Consider the following 18444-nt stretch of genomic DNA (forward strand, 5'->3'; position numbering starts at 1 on the left):
GCCACACCGCTAACATCGTCACTTGTTGTTCACGCGTTGCTTAGTTGAACGATAGGTGGCATCAGCTACTTGGTGCAGAATCACAGGCTGGAAGCCTATGCCACATTGGGGCTTCCGAATTTGGATGGAGATTATGTTTCGTTATGTATTGAAAACGCTTTGGCGACACCGCACGCGGACGCTGCTGACCGTGACTGGCGCAGCTGTTGCGATGTTTGTGTTCTGCTTTGTGGGTTCCGTTCAAGAAGGCCTGCATCGGCTGACGACGGGTTCCGACGCGGATCGCAATTTGATCGTGTTCCAAGAGAACCGGTTCTGTCCAACGAGCAGTCGTTTGCCGGAGGACTATGAACGAGTGATCGCGGAAATCCCGGGTGTGCGCGACGTGATGCCCATTCAGGTATGGACGAACAACTGCCGAGCCAGTCTCGACATTGTGGTTTTCAATGGAGCTGACCCGATACAAATCCAGCAAACCCGTCCTTTGAAATTGACGAGCGGGGATTGGCAGCAGTTCCAGTCAACTCGCGATGCCGCGATTGTCGGCCGCAATGTGGCTCAGCGGCGAGGACTGAAAGTCGGTGATCAATTCACGATCGGCGAAATCTCGGTTCGCGTCGCGGGAGTTTTTGAGTCCAACGTGCCATCGGAAGAGAACTTGATCTACACCAGTCTGCAATTCCTTCAATACACCCGAGGTTTGGATGCGGCCGGATTGGTGACTCAGCACGAAGTCATGCTGACTGACACGGCCGACCCTGATCGCGTGGCCGCCGCGATCGATCAAAAACTGCGGGCTGGTGCGGTCGCGACGAAGACTCGTCGGAAAGGAGCCTTCCAAGCCAGCACGCTATCCGATTTGGTGGACTTGATTGGGTTCGCTCATTGGTTGGGCTACGCCTGCGTGGCACTCGTGTTGTCGTTGGTTGCGACGACCACGGTGATGAGCGTCCAAGACCGCATCAAGGAATACGCGGTTTTGCAAACCGTTGGCGTGCGTCCGCTCCGTGCGATGCGTTTGGTGCTGGCCGAAAGTATCATTCTGTGCGTGGTGGGCGGGGTCGCTGGAACATCGCTCGCTCTCACCGCTCTCGGATTCGGTGGATTCGCGATCGGAGCCGAGGGAGCCACGATCGCGTTTCGACCATCGTTAGGATTGGCGGTCACGGGAACCGCGGTATCAGTTGTGGTCGGAGTTCTTGCGGGATTCATTCCCGCGATCCAAGCCGCTACCGTCCCGATCGTCAGTGCGTTGCGTCAAACGTGAGATAGATCCAAAACAGTCGAATTGGGTTGGGTTGCCTCGTTGCAAAGAAGCTACCCGCGAGTCCCATAAGAAACCGTCCGATGTTATCATCGCGGAAACGAACTACGTCTCTTTCCAACATGGACGACACCTTATCGCCCAGATCCTCGTTGTACGCCTCCAGAATGGACCTCCTCCCCTACGATCCCGGGCCATTGCCATCTCGCTCCGCACCGCTTGCTGGCGAGTCGATCGCTTTCCGCGTCGATGGACTTCCTCCGTACAAGGATGTCTCAGAATCAATCCGTAATGTTGAGCACCCCCGTTACGATTCCTTCGTCGCGTTGCGTACTGCCGCTGTCGCTGCGATGGCGGGACGTGCTTGGTACTTCGGTCCAATTGGCTTGGACCTGACGATTTACGCTTCAAAGTTGCATGCGAACCGTAGCCTCGTTGATTACGTGGGCGGCGTGATGGATACACTCGATGGCTCCAGTGGGATCACCTTTACTTATCTTCCCATCGTCTTCGAGGATGACTGTCAGGTGTGTGCCGGGCAAAATGGTTTCGTCGAATCAGTGGACGAATACTACGAAATCAGGGTCGCATTTCTCGGCGATTCACCCGTGTAACAGCGTGCAACATGGTTTTTACGCTGAGGCCCTTCGGGCACACCTTGGCTCTTTGGCAACGGGGCATGGCCTTGTTACAATTTCCCTAGTTCAGACATCGCCTGCTTCGTTTAGGGCGGTGTCGTAAAAAACTTCCGTTGTCGGACCTCAGTTTACCAATGTCGCAACTGCACGACCTGCTGGAGGACGTTCGTGATCGCGACACCTTTGTTGCCTTTGTTCATGCGTTGGCGACCGAACGAGAGTCGGCACAACAACTGGAACGTAATGACCCCACACGGTACTGCCTTGGTGGCGCTCACGATTGGCAAAACGGTGACATACCGTCGTTTCTCTACGCGGCTTGCGAGTACTTCACCGAGCGTCCACTATCGCCCCCGGAGACCGAGCCGAGTTGGCGGATGTTCGCTGACTTTCTCTGGTGCGGCAAGATCATGGAATAGATGACCCGTTTTTATGCTTCGGGCTTGCGAGCCTCCACCAATGGAACACGGAATGCCGATTCACCGGTCCGACAACATGGTTTTTACGCTAGGCCTTCGGCGTACCTTCGTTTGTTTGGCAACGGGCGCTGGTATTGGTACAAACTCTTGTCGTTCAGGCATCGGTCGCTTCGTTCAGGGCGGAGTCGTAGAAACCCGCCGCTAGGTGAGTTGTCAAGATCGCCAAAGCTGGTCATATGAGAAACTGATTCGTGTTCGATTAGCGGAGATCAGTGTTCCTCAGGAACAGAACTGTACTGAACACTGATCTTCGCTAATCGAACACTCATCCAGTGTGGGCTGATTGCAGGAGGGCTGGACTGTGTTGCAACATAGTGTTGCCGCTGGACCATCAGCGCCGTTTTGTTCGTCGGATTGCTGCTTTGGTTGCCTCGGCCTGGACTCCTGGGACCCTGGTCTCGTGTTTGAATCGCGTGTTGACGCAGTCGCAACCATGTTTGGTTGAGGCTGGCCGTCTCATCCATTGATTCGGCAAGCTTGCAACGTTGCGGCTTTAATGGCGCAGGCTGTTTGTTATTCGTTCATGACTTGCTGATGTCGATCACACGTGTGCCCGAAAGCGTGTCGTGCCATCCGAGGCGTTTGTCACCGAAGAGAAATGAGAACTGTTCAAAAGGTAGCATTCGGGCAAGGGAGCGACCGAGTATCTTTCCGAATCCAGCTTTGCCACCATCGACGGATACCACCCGAGTACGTGTAATGAACTTGGCAATCGTCGCACCAAAAATGGCCTCGAATGCGGCGTAGTAGATAAGAAACATTGCAAGCAACATGGAGTAGACGAGCACGACAAGGATGCCCAGTTTTGTTTCGTTCGGTTCTCTTCCAAGAATCAGGGGAGCGATTAGGCCAACTAGCATACTGCCTGCACCCATGAAGATTGGAAGGAAGATTCCATCGAGGAAGTAATTTAGAAAACGTTTGTTTTGCGAGGCATAGTTTCCTGTAGTTCCTTGCGGGGCATCTCCTCCATCTTGCAGCGAAGCCGCGTAGGGATTGTGACCGCTGCTGGTTGAAACGGGAGCCATGCCGGGTCTGGGAGCGACGGTGACGGGCTCCAAGTCGGTTTCGGTAAGTTCATCGAACAGACCAGCGTCGGCACCGAGGGGACTGGCAACCGGTTGAGGCCGCCGCGCCGGAGCTGCGGGCCTTGCGGATGCTGACGCTGGCCGTGCCGCGGCGGCGGCCGGAGCTGCTCCCTTGGGGGCGGGCACTCGGAGCTGCTTGCCGCACGGGCATTTCACGGTCTTGCCCGCAGCCGTGTCAGGAACTTGGAGCAGTTTGGAACAACCCGGGCATTTCAATTTCATCGATCATCATTCCCATCGTTTTGGTTCCGGGAAAGTTTCCATCCGGAACAGCCAATTTCTCCGCGAATTGGTTCGCGACGATGGAGATGATAACCCAATTGATTGGTCAAAGATCAGGTTGGTTGTCAATTGCCGCACGATCTATCGCCGCGTGGAGGCTGAATGCTCTGATTTCGAGGATTTCTCTGGCGGGTGGGGCCAAACGGATGCCGGTGCGGACGAATTGATTTGGGAAGATTCCATGAAAAAACGCCCGGGGCTCGCTTGAGCTTCCGGGCGTCCTGGGAATCATTTGATCAATTCGGCAACGTTTTGCCGTTGAGATTATTTGATCGCACCGCCGAGGTCAGCAGCAGCGTCAACACCGGCGTCCACACCAGTGTCGCCAGCTGCACCGTTCAAGTTTGAGTTGACTTCGGTGCTAGCACCAGCGTCTCCATTGGGTGTGAAACCAGCGTCCACGTTGGACTCAGCGTTCGCTCGCGTTTCGCCAACAACGTTTGCATCGGTTTGATTATCGACTCGTGCGTCGGCGTTCACGTTAGCTTCGCTGTTTGTGTTAGCGGAAGCACGCGACTGAGTGGTAGCGTCCGTTTGAAGGTTAGCGTTGGCATTCACGTCACGGTCACCGTTCAGGTCGGTATCAGCGGATTGGTTCGTTTGAACCGCACCGTCGACTTCCGCGTCCAGATTTTCTGTGGTTTTGCCATCGACCGATTGACCACTTCGCGGGGGTGCCGCGTAGTCTTGATCGGCATTTCCATAGCCAGCTTGATACTGTTCTTGGCTACCGGTCGTGTTTGCGTTCGTTGCACCGTCGAAATAGATTCGTTGTCCGGAGACGCAGATGTACTCTCGGCCGCTGGCGTCATGGCGTAGCGTGTGGACACCTTGGCTGGTGGAACCATAGTGATTCACCGAGCCATGATGGTAGGTGGTTCCCGCATGGTGAGTCGTGCCGACCTGCGAACCACGGAAGTGATGTCCTGTTTGCCCATGTCCAATTTGGCCGTGACCATATTGCACGTTGCCGTGGTTGGAGTAGCCGTTGTGGTGCTGGTACCCGACGCCTGCATTTGCACCGACGTTTTGGTTGAACGATTGTCCATTGATGGTGGCGTTCTGGCCCACGTTGGCTCGGATGCCCTGGCCTGAGTACACGTTTCCGTTTTGATTTGCTCGGCTGTTGGCAATTCCATTGGACTGAATGGATGAGCTGGCTGCAGCGTCATCGACTCGGTTGCGGAATCCATCCGCGGCTCCGCGAGTGATGTTCTGGGCTTGGCCAGCGGCTCGGCTGACTGCATTGCCAGCTTGGGTCGCGGCGTTGTTCAAAACACCCTGTGCGCTTGCCATCGTGCCTGTTGCGACGAAGCCCAAGAACGCGGCGGAGTTGATGAATTTTCTCATGTTGTTTTCCTTTGTTGTGGGGTGATGGGGCACGGACGACGAAACGCTCAAAACGTTCGCGACGTCCAATGGGGGATGCCCCGGATGCGTCTTTGTTGGGGAGACAGTGAATGCAAGCTGTGTTCCGTAAACGCGAAAGTGAAAACAATCTTGAACAAGGCGGTGAAGATGGGTGGATCTACGCACTGCCGCGTATCTGTCCGCGACTGATCGGCTGGTAGGACGCTGTGACGCTTGCTCGAAATCGCTTCATCATTGGGCGAAAGTCGATCAAGCCCAGCGGTGATCGGTAGAAGTCGACTCGCTTGAGTTGCAAGCCGTCGAGATTGCCGCCGGGAGCATCTTTGGTGTACGCGTGGCTGATAGTGCCGGGTGGTCAAGCACTGCTGAGCAGGTGAGCACCGATCGCGGAGAGAAGCAGAGCGCCGGGAACGATGGCAACCGCGGTCCACAGCAAGTATCGCTTGAGAGAGACTCCGCCCGCAGCGGCGACCCCAGCGGTCAGGTGAGCGCCCACGCCGGGGATTTGCCGACCGAGGACCAGGAACCAAGGGCTGCCGGCGGGCCAGCGTGACAACCATGTTGGCATTTTCTGGCGAGCGTCTTCGGCGGACTCGACACCAGTCAATAGACGGATGGTTAGGAACTCGAGCGTCGATCCAAGGAACCAGCCCAACCAGCCAAGCAGCACGGCGAACGGATAGGGGTACAGGCCTCCGTTGGCGATTACGATCACGTCGGATGGGACCGGGGCGGCCGCGATCACCGCGTGCAGCGGCACCGTGACGACCGGAGCGATCCAGCCAAGACGCTGGTGCATCGCTCGCAGATCGTCACCACTGGTTTGGAACGCGAACCAGCATCCGACCAGCAAAACGATGGGCAATGCCACGCGAAAAACGCTTTTCCAGAGTGGTTGGCTCTTGCCGGTGGGGTGTTCTTCGGCGGGATCGGCGGGGGACATGCGATCAGCTTAACAGCTTTTCGCAGCGTTTCTCGGACACCTTCACCGCGGTGCCGAGGGGCTGAGCGAATTGGCTGACACGGAGTTCCTCGATCAGCCAACGGAATTCGCTGGTGCATTGTGATTTGGGATCCCGGCGGTCTTCCGGCAAACCGTTCAGCCAGCGCTGCCATAAACGATCGATCAATTGTCGGCTGTCGGCATCTCGCGAAGCGGCACTGGTGGCTTTGTCCAATCGGTACGCAATCGCATTCAAATAACGAGGCAAATGTTGCAGGTGCTGCCATGGTGTCCACTGCACGAATTGATCTGCCACCAACCATTCGATTTGTTGCATGACGTCCGCGCGAACGTCGTTCATCTTCGGGGAGCTGGATTCTTCCCACTGGCAACGCATCGAGTGGTAGGCGTCGGTCAGTTTGCCCAGCCATCCGGCGATGTCTTGGGTTGCTTCGCCGATTCGCTGCGGTGCCATTTGGATGCGTTCATCGAACTCGGCTCGTTTTCGAACCACCGGCATCTTGCGACCCGGTTGGCTTTCGACCAACGCGACTCGAACAATCAGGTCAGCCAGTGCGTGTTCAATGACGGTGGAGGAGATGACCGGTGCCAGTTTGATTTTGGCTTCCGCGAGGGCGGGCAAGTGGCGAACTTGGGCACGCAAGTCTTTTCGGCAAGCGATTGCAAACAGTCGCATCATGCCGAGCCGGGTAGCGTCTTCCGCGGTGGCTTCGTCGGAGAACAGCTTGGTCGAGACCGAGTCGCCTTGATCAACCAGTCCGGGATACTGGGCGACTTGAACTCCGCCACGTTTGCGAACGACCTCGCGAGGCAACACGTCCAGTTCGAACGTCGTCATTTTGTCGCGAGACCAGTCCGCTTCTGGACCGCTGGCGGCAGCGGCGACTTCGGCATCGTCGATCACGCGCGAGCCGAGCTTGGCTTTGACAGCGTCGACCCCGCGAGTTTTCTCGATCACGTTGCCGGTGTCGTCGACGACATTGACGAGAAACTGCAGGTGTGGCTCGAGCTTTTCGTCTTGGAAATCCGACTCGACCACACGGACTTCCGCATGCCGCGTCAATGCTTCGCACAGCGTCGGCATGAATGGGACTTGGTCGCGTTTGTCGGAGATTTCTGCGACGACTCGGGCCGCGACGTCGGCGGCGGGAACCAAGTTGCGACGCAATCGCTTGGGCAACGATTTGATCATCGCGATGACCTTGGGTTCCAGCAGACCTGGCACCAGCCAACCGAGTGCATCGTCGCTGACTTGCGGGAGTGCGGCCTCATGAATGGTCAGGTGAACCCCGTCGTCCTCGGCTCCGGGACGGAAGTGATACTGCAACGGCAGACGCGATGACCCCGCGGCCAATTCGTCGGGGTAAGCGTCCTCGGCGATCGCGACCGAGTCGACGGACAGGATGTCTTGTGGACGGAGGTACGGCGTTGACTCAGAATCCTCGTCGGGAGTTTCGGGTGGTGGATCCGCCAACCAAGCCGCGAGGGCGACGTCGTCATTCAGTTTGGACACCCAAGCCGGCGTCGGTCTTTGCCGATCGAACTTTTCCATACGCGGTCGATCGCACACGTTTTCTGGCAATCGAGACGCATAGAAAGACAGCAAGGAATAGTCGTCCACCACCAAGTCACGGCGGCGAGTTTTCGCGGCCAACTTTTCAATCGATTCGATCAAGCGTCGGTTGTGGCGGACGAACTTCGCGGTCGTCGGCAATTCGTTCTCCAACAATCCGTGCCGGATCAACAGGTCTCGCGAGGTGGCCGGATCGATGGGTGCCAGCGGAACGCGGCGGCGAACGACGACTGGCAAACCGAACAAAGATTGGCGCTGATAGCAGAACGCTCCGCCGCTTTTGCGACTCCAGTGCGGGTCGCTGTAAGATGCTTTGAGCAAGTGCGGCGCAACGGCCTCGATCCATCCCGGTTGGATTTTCGCACACGTCCGAGCGTACTGTTTGGCGGTTTCAACCAACTCGGCTGCGACGATCCATTTCGGTTTGGCATCGAAGATTCCGCTGCCGGGCCACAGGAATAGCTTCAGTCCGCCCGCACCGGTGTATTCGTTCTTGTCACCCGCCATTGCGATGCCAGATATCAAGCCCGTCATCAGGGCTTGATGGATCAGAGCGTACTTATCCTGATCGACAACCGGTTGTTCTTGGTCGGCTTTGGCGGGATCCAATTCGGCATAGCGGATCTTTCCGACGGAGCCACGTGATTTTGACGACTTGTTCTTCGAGCGACGTTTGCCTTCGCCGATCGAGGCCGCCATCTCTTTGAGTTGGCGATAGACGTCCGACCACTCTCGCATTCGAGTTGGCGACAAGAAATTCTTGCGAAGGATTCGCGTGAGTTTTCCTCGACTGTGATCGCTGCGCATCGTGTCGTAGAAACGCCACAGTCTCAGCAGCGAAAGAAAATCACTCTCGGGATCTTTGAATGCCGAGTGAGCCTCATCGGCGGCAGCACGTTTTTCCGGCGGACGGTCGCGAGGATCGGGATTTTCCATCGCTGCGGCAATGGGCAAGACTTCCGGCAGCACGCCCATCTCTTTGGCTGCGATCAGGATGCGACCGACGCGAGGGTCGACGGGCAGACGGCCGAGTTGCCAGCCAATTTCCGTCAGCTCCTTGTCTTCGTCGATTGCACCGAGTTCATGTAGCGTTCGCATGCCTTCGCGGATGGCTTCGGAACGGGGCGGATCGATCAGCGGGAACTCTTCCAACCGACCAAGACGCAGCGTTTTGCTTTGCAGGACGACGCTGGCCAGGTTCGTTCGTCGGATCTCGGGAGTCGTGAAGGCGTCGCGAGTTTCGAAGTCTTCCGCACTGTACAAACGCACGCATATCCCCGGGCCGACTCGACCGCAACGACCGGAACGTTGGTTGGCACTGGCGCGGCTGATTGCTTCGACGGGCAATCGCTGGACTTTGGTTCGTGCGCTGTAGCGACTGATTCGAGCGGTTCCCGAATCGATCACGTATCGGATTCCGGGAACCGTCAGCGAGGATTCCGCGACGTTGGTCGCGAAGATGATTCGGCGTTTGTTGCCGCTGGGGTGAAAGATCGCTTGTTGTTGCGATTGAGGCAGCCGGGCGTACAGCGGCAACAGTTCGACTCGGTTGGTCAGCCCCATGCGTTTGTAGTGGCCGGCAACCCGATGGCTGACTTCGCGAATGTCGCGTTCGGTGGGCAAGAACACCAGCGTGTCGCCGCCGCCGTCTCGGGACAGAGAATCGAGACCGCCGATCACGTGACGCGAAAGATCGTAGTGACGCCCGTCGATCTCGGCGTCTTCGCCGGCGATTTCTTCCCAAGGAAGGTACCGCAGTTCGACTGGGTAGCCGCGGCCTTCGACTTGCAGAATCGGAGCCGGGAGGACGTTCGATTCATTGTCAGGGTCGCTGGCGGCTTCTTCGCAGTAGGTGCCAAAGTGTTCAGCAAAACGTTCGGCGTCGATCGTTGCCGAGGTGATGATGACTTTCAATTCAGGCCGGCGGTCGATCAGTTGCCGCAGGTATCCCATCAAGAAATCAATGTTGAGCGACCGCTCGTGGGCTTCGTCGATGATGATGGCGCTGTAGTTTCGCAGGTCGCGATCACTTCGGGTTTCCGCCAACAGAATCCCGTCGGTCATCAGCTTGATCTTGGTGCGATCGCTGGTTTGATCGCCGAAGCGGACTTGGTAACCGATGGCTCCACCGAGTTTGGTTTCGGTTTCCTCCGCCAGACGAGTCGCGATGCTGCGGGCGGCCAAACGTCTGGGTTGGGTGTGGCCGATCATGCCGTGTTCGCCCAAGCCAGCATCAAGCAGCATCTTGGGAAGCTGCGTGCTTTTGCCGCTGCCCGTTTCGCCGCACACAACCAGGACTTGGTTTTCGGCGAGCAAGTCCACAATCGCGTCGCGATGGGCCGTGATCGGCAAATCGCTCGGGTATTCGATCTTGATTGGCGGATCCGCTGGACCGGTCGCACCGTTGGCCTGATCCTCGCCCGCGGGGCTCTCGCCGTTTGGAATAGATTCCGTCGATGCGAGGTCGACAGGAGGAAGTTCGACGTCGCTGGGCAGAGAGGGACTGTGCGGTTTCAGCGGGCTACTTGGTTTCTGATTCACTTGGATCCATCGATCGGGCAACTCGGTCCATCAATTCCTCGATGAAGCGTTCTCGTTCTTCGGGGGAAAGAATGTGATCGCGTTTGGCGGTGCGAACAATCACCCTTTTCAGTGACATCGCCGGGCCGCTGATCCAAGTCGATGACGGAATCGCTTCGGTGATGTCGGCGTAAGCGACTTGGTAGCAGATCAATCCACAGCGAATCGATAGAGCATCGTCCAGCAAGGTGTAGCGGCAGGGGATTGTGAACACACCGGTCACCGCTGCGATCGCGGCGGCCATCAGGATCATCGTGCCAGCCTCGTCGGCGCGGCCTTCGTTCAACAAATACGCGGCGAACGCGATGGCCATGAAGATCGGGGCGAGCAGCAGAACGAGCAGCCATCGATCGACGGCGGATGGGTAGACGAGCGGGGCAGTGTTTCTCATTCGAGCAGTTTACCAGCCGGAATGGTTTTGTTGACCGGAGGCACGCTGCGTTGGATTGCCAATTCAGAGAGCCGTTCTGCCACCAATGTTCGGGGTTTTGACCGCGAAATCTGCCATTTTGGGAACAACTGCACGAAAAATCTTCAGTTTTCTGTAACGAACCGGAATCTCGCCGCAATTGCTAGTGAGACCGCAATGCCCGCCATTAAAATCTGTTCATGACCGATCGTTCCCATCCCGCCGCAAATCGCCTGACCGCCGAATCGGCGGAGGAGCACTTTGTGCAGTTGGTGACGGAGTACCAGCCTCGAATCGGGGCGTACATCCAGTCGTTAATGGGCGACGCGAATCGGGCGGCTGATGTGCTGCAGGAGACCAATTTGGTGCTTTGGCGACGCAAATCGGACTACCAGGTCGGCAAACCGTTCTTGCCATGGGCGTTCGGAATCGCTCGTTTGCAGGTGCTTTCCAACCTGCGTGATAAACGAAGAGCGCCGTCCTTGCTCGACGCAGATGTTGCGGAACTGGTTTCAACGGAAGTGGAAACCGAAGCTGAACGCTTGCAAGACATCCAGTCGGCCCTTTCGGAGTGTCTGAATTCCTTGCCCGAGAAACGACGGCAGATGATTCAAAATCGATATTTCGAATCGCAAACAATCGATCAAATCGCCAACACGATGAGTCAGGGAAGCTCGAACGTCCGCGTGACGTTGATGCGAGTCCGACGACAGTTGGCCGAATGCATTGAACGTCGCTTGGCAACCGGAGGTGCCTCTTGAGTTCATCCAAAACCATCGAAGAGTTTCTGCTGGCCAGTGAAGAAGGAACGCTCAATTCCGCCGATCGTGAACAGTTGAACGAACTGCTGCGGCGAGATCCTGAGACGCGTGCCAAGTTCGCTCGTTGGCAGATGATGACCATCGCGCTGCAAGAGGGAGCTTCAACGCCACCGAAGACCGAGTCCAGCTCTGCTCATGCAGAAAGCATTGTTCCCGCGAAAGCCAATCAAGGCGTTTGGTCCGAACGTCAAATCTATCGGTGGGTGATCGCCTCGGCCGCCGCGTTATTGATTGCGGTCACGTTCCGCTGGGTGCAATTGGAAACACGTCCTTCCGCGCCTGTCGCCGAGACCGCGGCAACGAATACTCGCACGTCGGCCAGCGAGCCCACGTCATCCGGCGTCGCAGTTGTCACTCAGTTGGTCAACGCGAGAGATGCGGTGATTCGGGACGCGTCTGGAACGAATTCAAAATCGCTTAGCGTCAACTCGGCTCTCAATCCTGGCTCGGTTCGTTTGGAATCGGGTTGGGCTCAAATCGAGTTTCTGAACGGCGCGACGGTTGTTCTTCACGGACCCGCTGAAATGGAATTGGTATCGGCCGCCGAAGCCATCATGCATCGCGGACGCATCCGAGCGGCGGTGCCACCCGCGGCACGAGGGTTTGTGGTGCGAACGAATGACATGAAGGTGGTCGATCTTGGTACGGAATTCGGTTTAGAAGTTTCCGAAGAAGGTTCCAACGTTCAGGTCTTCGATGGCGAAGTCGAATTGCAAGTCGATGAAGATCAGCCGCAATTGGTCGGAGCCGGGAAATCGCTACAACGTCGAAGTGGCGTTGGCATCGGATTGATTGATTTGCCGATGACGCCCGAGCGATTTGTCGATGCGGCGGAACTGCAACGTCTCGCGGAAACGCAAGAAAATCAACGTTATCAACAGTGGCGCGAGGCGAGCGAAAGCCTTCGAAATGATCCGCGATTAATCGCCTATTTCGCGATGGATTCGCCGCTGAAAGGTCAGCGATTCCTGTCGAATGACACGGTTCCGCGAAACGAGGATTTGGACGGCGCGATTGTTGGAGCCACCGTGACGAAAGGCCGATGGGACGCCAAGCCCGCGTTGCAATTCAAGCGTCCTGGTGACCGGGTTCGTGTCAACGTGCCCGGCGAATTTGGATCGCTGACGATGGCGACTTGGGTTCGCATCGACAGTTTGGATCGTTGGTACAACTCACTGTTTTTGACGGACAGCTATCAGCTCGGCGAGCCTCACTGGCAGATCCTCGACACCGGTGAGATTCATTTTTCCGTTCGAGCATCCACCGAAGCAAGCGAAGACCAACCGAGTGTTGGGCCACCGCACCACGTCGCGCTGTCACCATCGTTTTGGAACCCGTCGCTCAGCGGTCAATGGTTGCATTTGGCGGTCGTGTACGACGTCGAGAATGCCACGACGACTCACTATTTGAATGGGGATGTCCTGAGTGTGGACCGCATCCCCGATCATCAACTCGTTCGCACCACTCGTATTGGAATGGCGTCGATCGGGAACTGGTCCACACCTTTGGAACCTGACGAACATTTTGCCATTCGAAATTTGAACGGCAGCATGGACGAGCTGGCTATTTTTGCCGCCGCTCTTTCCCCCACAGAAATCAAGGAAATGGTTGAACATGGAAAACCGTGATTCATGGATGCAAGTTCTCACTGCATCATTTGCTGGACTCCTGATCGGCGGCGGATTGTTTCTGTCGCACGGTGGTGCGTTGGTGCACGCCGAGGATACGGTTCATGCGGTCGGTGATGCCAATCATTCCGCGGAAGACATCGAGCGTTTGTTCACGCTGAAGGTGATGCCTTTGCTGACTGAAAAGTGCTTGGGATGTCACGGCACCGATGCGGACGACATCAAAGGCGACTATGACGTTCGCACGCGAGATGCGTTGTTGCGGGGCGGTGAGTCGGAAGAAGCGGCGATCATTCCTGGCAACGCCGAAGACAGCCCGTTCTTTTGGGCGGTCAATTGGGATGGTTTGGAAATGCCACCCAAAGAGAACGACCGGCTGAACGAGAAGCAAATCGAAATTATCCGCATGTGGATCGACGCTGGGGCTCCTTGGCCAAGCGATGAACGGCAAGCAGAAATTCGCAAAGAAGAGTCGATGGTTGCCGAGAACGAAGACGGCGTGCTGATGGCGACCAGTGGCGGTCAAGGCGATGAGTGGACTTATCGTCGTTACAACAAAGACGAAGTGTGGGCGTTTCTGCCTCGGCAAACGGAGTTCGAACACGACAGCGTCGATGCATTCGTCAACGCGAAGTTGGGTGAAAACGGTTTGGAACCGGCTCCTGAAGCGGATCCAAACACGCTGATTCGTCGCGTTTACTTCGACATGTTGGGATTGCCACCAACTCCCACGCAGAAACGCGAGTTCCTATCGGCTTGGGAAAAGGACTCAGAAGCGGCCTGGAATAACTTGATTGAGGAATTGCTCGCCAGCCCTCACTACGGTGAACGTTGGGGCCAGCATTGGTTGGACGTCGTTCGATACGCCGACACGGGCGGTTTTTCAAACGACTATGAACGCTCCAACGCTTGGCGATATCGCGATTACGTCATTCGCAGTTTGAACGAAGACAAACCGTACAACGAGTTCATCATTGAACAAATTGCAGGCGATGAATTGCATGCTGATAAACCGGCCGACGATCCGGATCGCGTGGAAGCTTTGATCGCAACCGGGTTCCTGCGAATGGGACCTTGGGACACCGCCATGGTGCCTCTGGAAGAAGCACGTCAGATCTTGCGAGATGATATGGTGCACAGCATTGGTCAGTCGTTCTTGTCGATGCCGATGCGTTGTTGCAAGTGTCACGATCACAAGTTTGATCCCGTGCCGACGCAAGATTATTACCGCATGTACTCGGCCGTTTCGACGGCCCAGCCAGTTGAGGCGGAAGCTCCTTTCTTGGCCGAAGAGAATTTGGCCGGATTTGAAGAGGGCAAGCAGCAAACGCAAGCGTTGTACGACTACGCGAAAACACGCGCGGATCGTTTGACTCGTCAGCGTGAAGAAGCAGCCCGCGAGTGGTACGCCGAACACGGGAAAGAATACAAAGCGTTGAACGCCCGGAAGGACGATCCAGACGCAGAAAAACCACCGCGTGCGGTTGGACTGAGTGAGATGGAACAGGGCCGTTTGAAGGTTCGGGAGCAAGACGTTTGGATTTGGAATCGTCGCCTGGAACGCTATCAGCCGATGGTCCAAACGGTCGTCAATGCTCAAGACACCTGGATGAACGCTCGGAAACTGCGTGCACCGGAAAAGATCAAAGAGGATTGGCGTCCTGAATCGTTCATCTTTAATGGTGGATCGTTGGCCGCGCCAGGGGATCCGGTAACACCGGGTGTGCTGAGCGGTTGTGGTTTGCCCGTCGAAGGTGCTCCGGAGGATGACCCTTATGCGTTGCCCGATACGTTGAACGGACGTCGTCTGGGTTTGGCGAAGTGGATTGCTCATCCCGACAACCCAATGAGCACGCGTTCGATCGTCAACCGAATTTGGCAACATCACTTCGGTCGTGGCATCGTGGCGACGCCAAACAACTTCGGCGTCAAAGGTGCCTCACCGACTCATCCTGAATTGCTGGACTGGATGGCGGATAAGTTTGTGAAGAACGGTTGGTCGATCAAGTCGATGCATCGGCTGATTTTGCAATCGGACGCATACCGTCGAAGCACCGAGCATCCATCCGCGGAAAAGGACGCCGACAACACCTGGTTCGCTCGCTATTCACCACGACGGATGACGGCCGAAGAAATTCGTGACAGCTTGCTCGCCGTGACCGATGAATTGAATCCTGTCGTTGGTGGCTTGCCAGCGCGACCCGAGATCAACATGGAAGTCGCGCTCGAGCCACGAATGATTCAGTTCTCCATCGCACCGGCCTACCAGCCATCGCGAACTCCGGAAGAGCGAAATCGTCGATCGATTTATTCGTATCGTGTGCGTGGCCAGGCGGATCCATTCCTCGAGGTCTTGAACAAGCCCAACCCGAATGATTCAGCGGACCTTCGCGATGCCGCTTCCGTTTCGCCGCAAGCGTTCACGTTGCTCAATAGTGACGTGATGACCGACCGATCGATCGCGATGTCGGTACGTCTGCAACGGGAAGCTGACCAGGTGACCGATCAGATCAACCGAGCGTTCGAATTGACGTTGGGACGTCTGCCGACTGATTCGCAAATGCAGCGGATGCAGCGTTACGTCAAAGACATGACCGAGTATCACTCTCAGATCAAGCCGAAACCTCGGACCTACCCAACCGAGATCACGCGTTCTTTGGTGGAAGAGTTCTCAGGGCGTCCGTTTGAATACACGGAATGGTTGCCATCATTCGAGGACTACCAAAGTGATTTGAAGCCTTGGGAAGTCGATGCCAAAACGCGAGCGATCGCGGACATGTGTTTGGTGTTGTTCAATGCCAACGAATTTGTGTTCATCGATTGATCATTGAACTCCAATCGAAACCACACGAGCCCACTTCACGCCGGAAACGGAGTTGAGTGGGCTCTTTCGTTGGGGTTTTGAGCTGATTGTCGGACGAGAACGTCGAAGGGCAATTTCTCCGACATTGGCACTAGACGTGCTGGTAATCTGATTTGGACATTCTCAACTGGCACTCATTGATGGATTTGCATGGTGATTTCTTCCACTGGATTGGCTGCTGCCAATAGAGCTGAGTGTGCGGTTGCATACGACAGTCGATTGATCGACCGCGATTCGGTCATGGAACTGCATCGGGGGTTCTTCAGCGATCAACCTTCGCTTCCGTCGAAATACTTCTACGACCAATCTGGTTCGGAATTGTTCGATGAAATTTGTGAGCTGGACGAGTACTACCCGACGCGGACGGAAGCATCGATCATGCGAGAATGCGTCGATGACATGGTCGATGCAATCGGTTCCGCGGGTCGATTGATTGAATATGGAAGCGGCAGCAGCCTGAAGACTCGGTTGTTGCTGGAACACATGCATCCCGATGTGACCTACGTTCCAGTGGACATCTCCGGCGATTATCTAGAACAAGTCGCGAGCAAGCTTCGACGAGATTTTCCGAGTCGTCGAATCGCTCCGATCGCGGCCGATTTCACTCGCCCGTTTCGATTGCCCAGTTCCGATGCGACCAAATCTCGCGATGTGGTCTATTTTCCGGGATCGACCATCGGGAATTTCCGACCCGCATTCGCGGCGACATTGTTGTCTCAGATGAGGAACCAAGTCGGCACGGGCGGTGGTTTGTTGATCGGATTCGATCTGCAAAAGGATCCATCGGTTTTAGAAGCCGCCTACGATGATCGACGTGGTGTGACGGCGTTGTTCAATTTGAATTTGTTGCGGCACCTGAATCGTGTCGCCGATGGCAATTTCAATTTGGACGCCTACCGACATGTCGCTCTGTACAATGATCGCGATCATCGGATTGAAATGCACCTGGAAAGTTGTCGCGAACAGCAGGTGACACTGGCCGGACGATCTCGAACGTTGGCAAAGTCACAACGCATTTTGACGGAACTGTCTCACAAGTACACGATTGACGGTTTCACCCAGATGGCCGCCGCGAGTGGTTGGAAACGGGAGCAGATTTGGATGGATTCGAACGAGTACTTCGCCGTGGGGATGTTTCGCTCGTGAGTGATTCGATGCTCAATGCTTACCGGCAAGTGCGAGAGCACTCGCGAAAGATTTGTGCGCCGCTGGAAACGGAAGACTATGTCATTCAGTCGATGCCGGATGTTTCGCCGACGCGTTGGCATCTGGCTCACACGACTTGGTTCTTCGAAACGTTCTGCTTGAAGAATTTGCCGGATTACGTGCCGGAGCAGCCTGAGTTCGAGGTGATGTTCAACTCCTACTACAACTCGGTCGGCGAGCAATTCCCACGCGATCGTCGCGGTTTGCTTTCCCGACCGACGGTGGCGGAAGTTTGGCGGTATCGAGACCAAGTTGACGAGGCAATGTTCGAATTGCTTGAACGTCCCGACCGTGATTCGATCGTGACGGATGAGGTTCTGCGGACGGGCTTGAATCATGAACAGCAGCACCAAGAGTTGATGCTGACGGATTTGTTGCATGTGTTCTCGTGCAATCCATTGCATCCCGTTTACAGTTCCGACGCGGTGCCCGAATCTTCGCCCGTCGAGGATTTGCAATGGATCGAATGCCCTTCAGACGTTGTCGAGTCGATTGGGTTTGATGATTCGTCTGATGGTCCCTTTTGTTTCGACAATGAGCTGCCTCGACACTCGTCACTGTTGTTGCCTCATGCGATTGCGAATCGGTTGGTGACCAACGGTGAGTACTTGGAGTTCATCGAAGACGGTGGTTACGAAGATCCTTCGTACTGGCTGTCCGTGGGGTGGTCGACCGTGCAATCGGAAGGTTGGCGAGCACCGATGTACTGGCACCTCGGTGAAGAAGGTTGGCACCAGTTCACGCTCGCGGGCTTGAGGCCGGTGGATGAGTACGCTCCGGTATGCCATGTCAGTTATCTGGAAGCCGACGCGTTCGCACGTTGGTCGGGATACCGGTTGCCGACGGAGTTCGAATGGGAAATCGCCGTTCGCAATTCGGGTGACTCGTTCAAGGATGCGTTTGGTTCTCGTTGGCAGTGGACCGCTTCGGATTACGCTCCGTATCCGAAGTACGCGGCTCCCGAAGGAGCGATCGGCGAATACAACGGGAAGTTCATGTGCGGACAAAAAGTTCTTCGCGGTAGCTCCGTTGCCACGCCGGAAGGTCACGCACGTTTGACCTATCGAAATTTCTTCCCACCATCGATGCGTTGGCAGTTCTGCGGAATCCGATTGGCAACGGATTTGGATTGATTGTCGGGGTCGATATTGTGGCAACCTTTGTTTCGAGGCGAGTCGTTGCGAAGGAAACCTGTGCTACGACCCGGTGACATCACCAGTGCCGTTCACCTGCCTTGCCCCGGACGGGGCCGTCTTCAGTAGCTCGGGGCGGAAGCCC

At 56.1% G+C, this 18444-nt stretch carries 13 protein-coding genes; 8 read left to right on the forward strand and 5 right to left on the reverse strand.

Translation table 11 applies throughout. The features are described from left to right. The first annotated feature begins 133 nt into the window (after window positions 1–133). From B2R17_RS07690 to B2R17_RS07700, 3 genes are all read left to right on the forward strand, one after another. Window positions 134–1267 carry an ABC transporter permease gene (locus B2R17_RS07690; RefSeq protein WP_286763505.1) on the forward strand — a complete coding sequence of 378 codons (1134 nt, stop codon included), beginning with the start codon at window positions 134–136 and terminating at the stop codon, window positions 1265–1267. Between the two features lie 194 nt (window positions 1268–1461). Next, window positions 1462–1878, forward strand: a complete 417-nt coding sequence (locus B2R17_RS07695) for a hypothetical protein (RefSeq protein WP_286763506.1) — start codon at window positions 1462–1464, stop codon at window positions 1876–1878. Between the two features lie 158 nt (window positions 1879–2036). Next, entirely contained in the window at window positions 2037–2321 is a 285-nt protein-coding gene (locus B2R17_RS07700) for a hypothetical protein (RefSeq protein WP_286763507.1), read from the forward strand. A gap of 581 nt (window positions 2322–2902) precedes the next feature. Here B2R17_RS07700 and B2R17_RS07705 read toward each other — a convergent pair. From B2R17_RS07705 to B2R17_RS07725, 5 genes are all read right to left on the reverse strand, one after another. Further along, on the reverse strand, window positions 2903–3409 hold the full coding sequence (locus tag B2R17_RS07705) for an RDD family protein (protein WP_286763508.1): 507 nt from the start codon (window positions 3407–3409) through the stop codon (window positions 2903–2905). 606 nt (window positions 3410–4015) lie between these two features. Next, window positions 4016–5170: a hypothetical protein gene (locus B2R17_RS07710; RefSeq protein ID WP_339888037.1), complete on the reverse strand. Its 1155-nt coding sequence runs from the start codon at window positions 5168–5170 to the stop codon at window positions 4016–4018. Window positions 5171–5477: 307 nt separating this feature from the next. Further along, window positions 5478–6065 (reverse strand): TVP38/TMEM64 family protein, encoded by a 588-nt coding sequence (locus B2R17_RS07715; RefSeq protein WP_008659928.1) that lies wholly within the window; start codon window positions 6063–6065, stop codon window positions 5478–5480. A 4-nt stretch (window positions 6066–6069) separates the two neighbouring features. Further along, entirely contained in the window at window positions 6070–10200 is a 4131-nt protein-coding gene (gene hrpA / locus B2R17_RS07720) for an ATP-dependent RNA helicase HrpA (protein WP_286763510.1), read from the reverse strand. After that, window positions 10181–10630: a PH domain-containing protein gene (locus tag B2R17_RS07725; protein WP_008659931.1), complete on the reverse strand. Its 450-nt coding sequence runs from the start codon at window positions 10628–10630 to the stop codon at window positions 10181–10183. The genes hrpA and B2R17_RS07725 overlap by 20 nt, the downstream gene beginning before the upstream one ends. 218 nt (window positions 10631–10848) lie before the next feature. On the opposite strand from B2R17_RS07725, the gene B2R17_RS07730 reads away from it, so the two are divergent. The 5 genes from B2R17_RS07730 to egtB all read left to right on the forward strand — a co-directional run bounded on the left by B2R17_RS07730 (window position 10849) and on the right by egtB (window position 18299). Further along, on the forward strand, window positions 10849–11409 hold the full coding sequence (locus B2R17_RS07730) for a sigma-70 family RNA polymerase sigma factor (protein ID WP_286763511.1): 561 nt from the start codon (window positions 10849–10851) through the stop codon (window positions 11407–11409). Continuing rightward, entirely contained in the window at window positions 11406–13097 is a 1692-nt protein-coding gene (locus B2R17_RS07735; RefSeq protein ID WP_286763512.1) for a LamG-like jellyroll fold domain-containing protein, read from the forward strand. Before B2R17_RS07730 ends, B2R17_RS07735 begins: the two co-directional genes overlap by 4 nt. Window positions 13098–13104: 7 nt before the next feature. Then, window positions 13105–15921, forward strand: coding sequence for a PSD1 and planctomycete cytochrome C domain-containing protein (locus B2R17_RS07740; RefSeq protein ID WP_286763513.1), 2817 nt, complete (start codon window positions 13105–13107; stop codon window positions 15919–15921). Between the two features lie 189 nt (window positions 15922–16110). Continuing rightward, window positions 16111–17106: an L-histidine N(alpha)-methyltransferase gene (gene egtD / locus B2R17_RS07745; protein WP_286763514.1), complete on the forward strand. Its 996-nt coding sequence runs from the start codon at window positions 16111–16113 to the stop codon at window positions 17104–17106. Then, complete coding sequence (gene egtB, locus B2R17_RS07750; protein WP_286763515.1) at window positions 17103–18299, forward strand: ergothioneine biosynthesis protein EgtB; 1197 nt, start codon at window positions 17103–17105, stop codon at window positions 18297–18299. Before egtD ends, egtB begins: the two co-directional genes overlap by 4 nt. Window positions 18300–18444 lie beyond the last annotated feature (145 nt).

The organism is Rhodopirellula sp. UBA1907, from assembly GCF_002337565.1.
In the GTDB taxonomy this organism is placed as follows: Bacteria; Planctomycetota; Planctomycetia; order Pirellulales; family Pirellulaceae; genus Rhodopirellula; species Rhodopirellula europaea.

Excerpts from the sequence above, each read along its gene's own strand:
- B2R17_RS07700 (WP_286763507.1), top strand. The coding sequence starts at position 2,037 with ATGTCGCAACTGCACGACCTGCTGGAGGACGTTCGTGATCGCGACACC.
- egtD (WP_286763514.1), top strand. The coding sequence starts at position 16,111 with ATGGTGATTTCTTCCACTGGATTGGCTGCTGCCAATAGAGCTGAGTGT.
- B2R17_RS07730 (WP_286763511.1), top strand. The coding sequence starts at position 10,849 with ATGACCGATCGTTCCCATCCCGCCGCAAATCGCCTGACCGCCGAATCG.
- B2R17_RS07725 (WP_008659931.1), bottom strand. The coding sequence starts at position 10,630 with ATGAGAAACACTGCCCCGCTCGTCTACCCATCCGCCGTCGATCGATGG.
- B2R17_RS07740 (WP_286763513.1), top strand. The coding sequence starts at position 13,105 with ATGCAAGTTCTCACTGCATCATTTGCTGGACTCCTGATCGGCGGCGGA.
- B2R17_RS07705 (WP_286763508.1), bottom strand. The coding sequence starts at position 3,409 with ATGGCTCCCGTTTCAACCAGCAGCGGTCACAATCCCTACGCGGCTTCG.
- B2R17_RS07690 (WP_286763505.1), top strand. The coding sequence starts at position 134 with ATGTTTCGTTATGTATTGAAAACGCTTTGGCGACACCGCACGCGGACG.
- B2R17_RS07715 (WP_008659928.1), bottom strand. The coding sequence starts at position 6,065 with ATGTCCCCCGCCGATCCCGCCGAAGAACACCCCACCGGCAAGAGCCAA.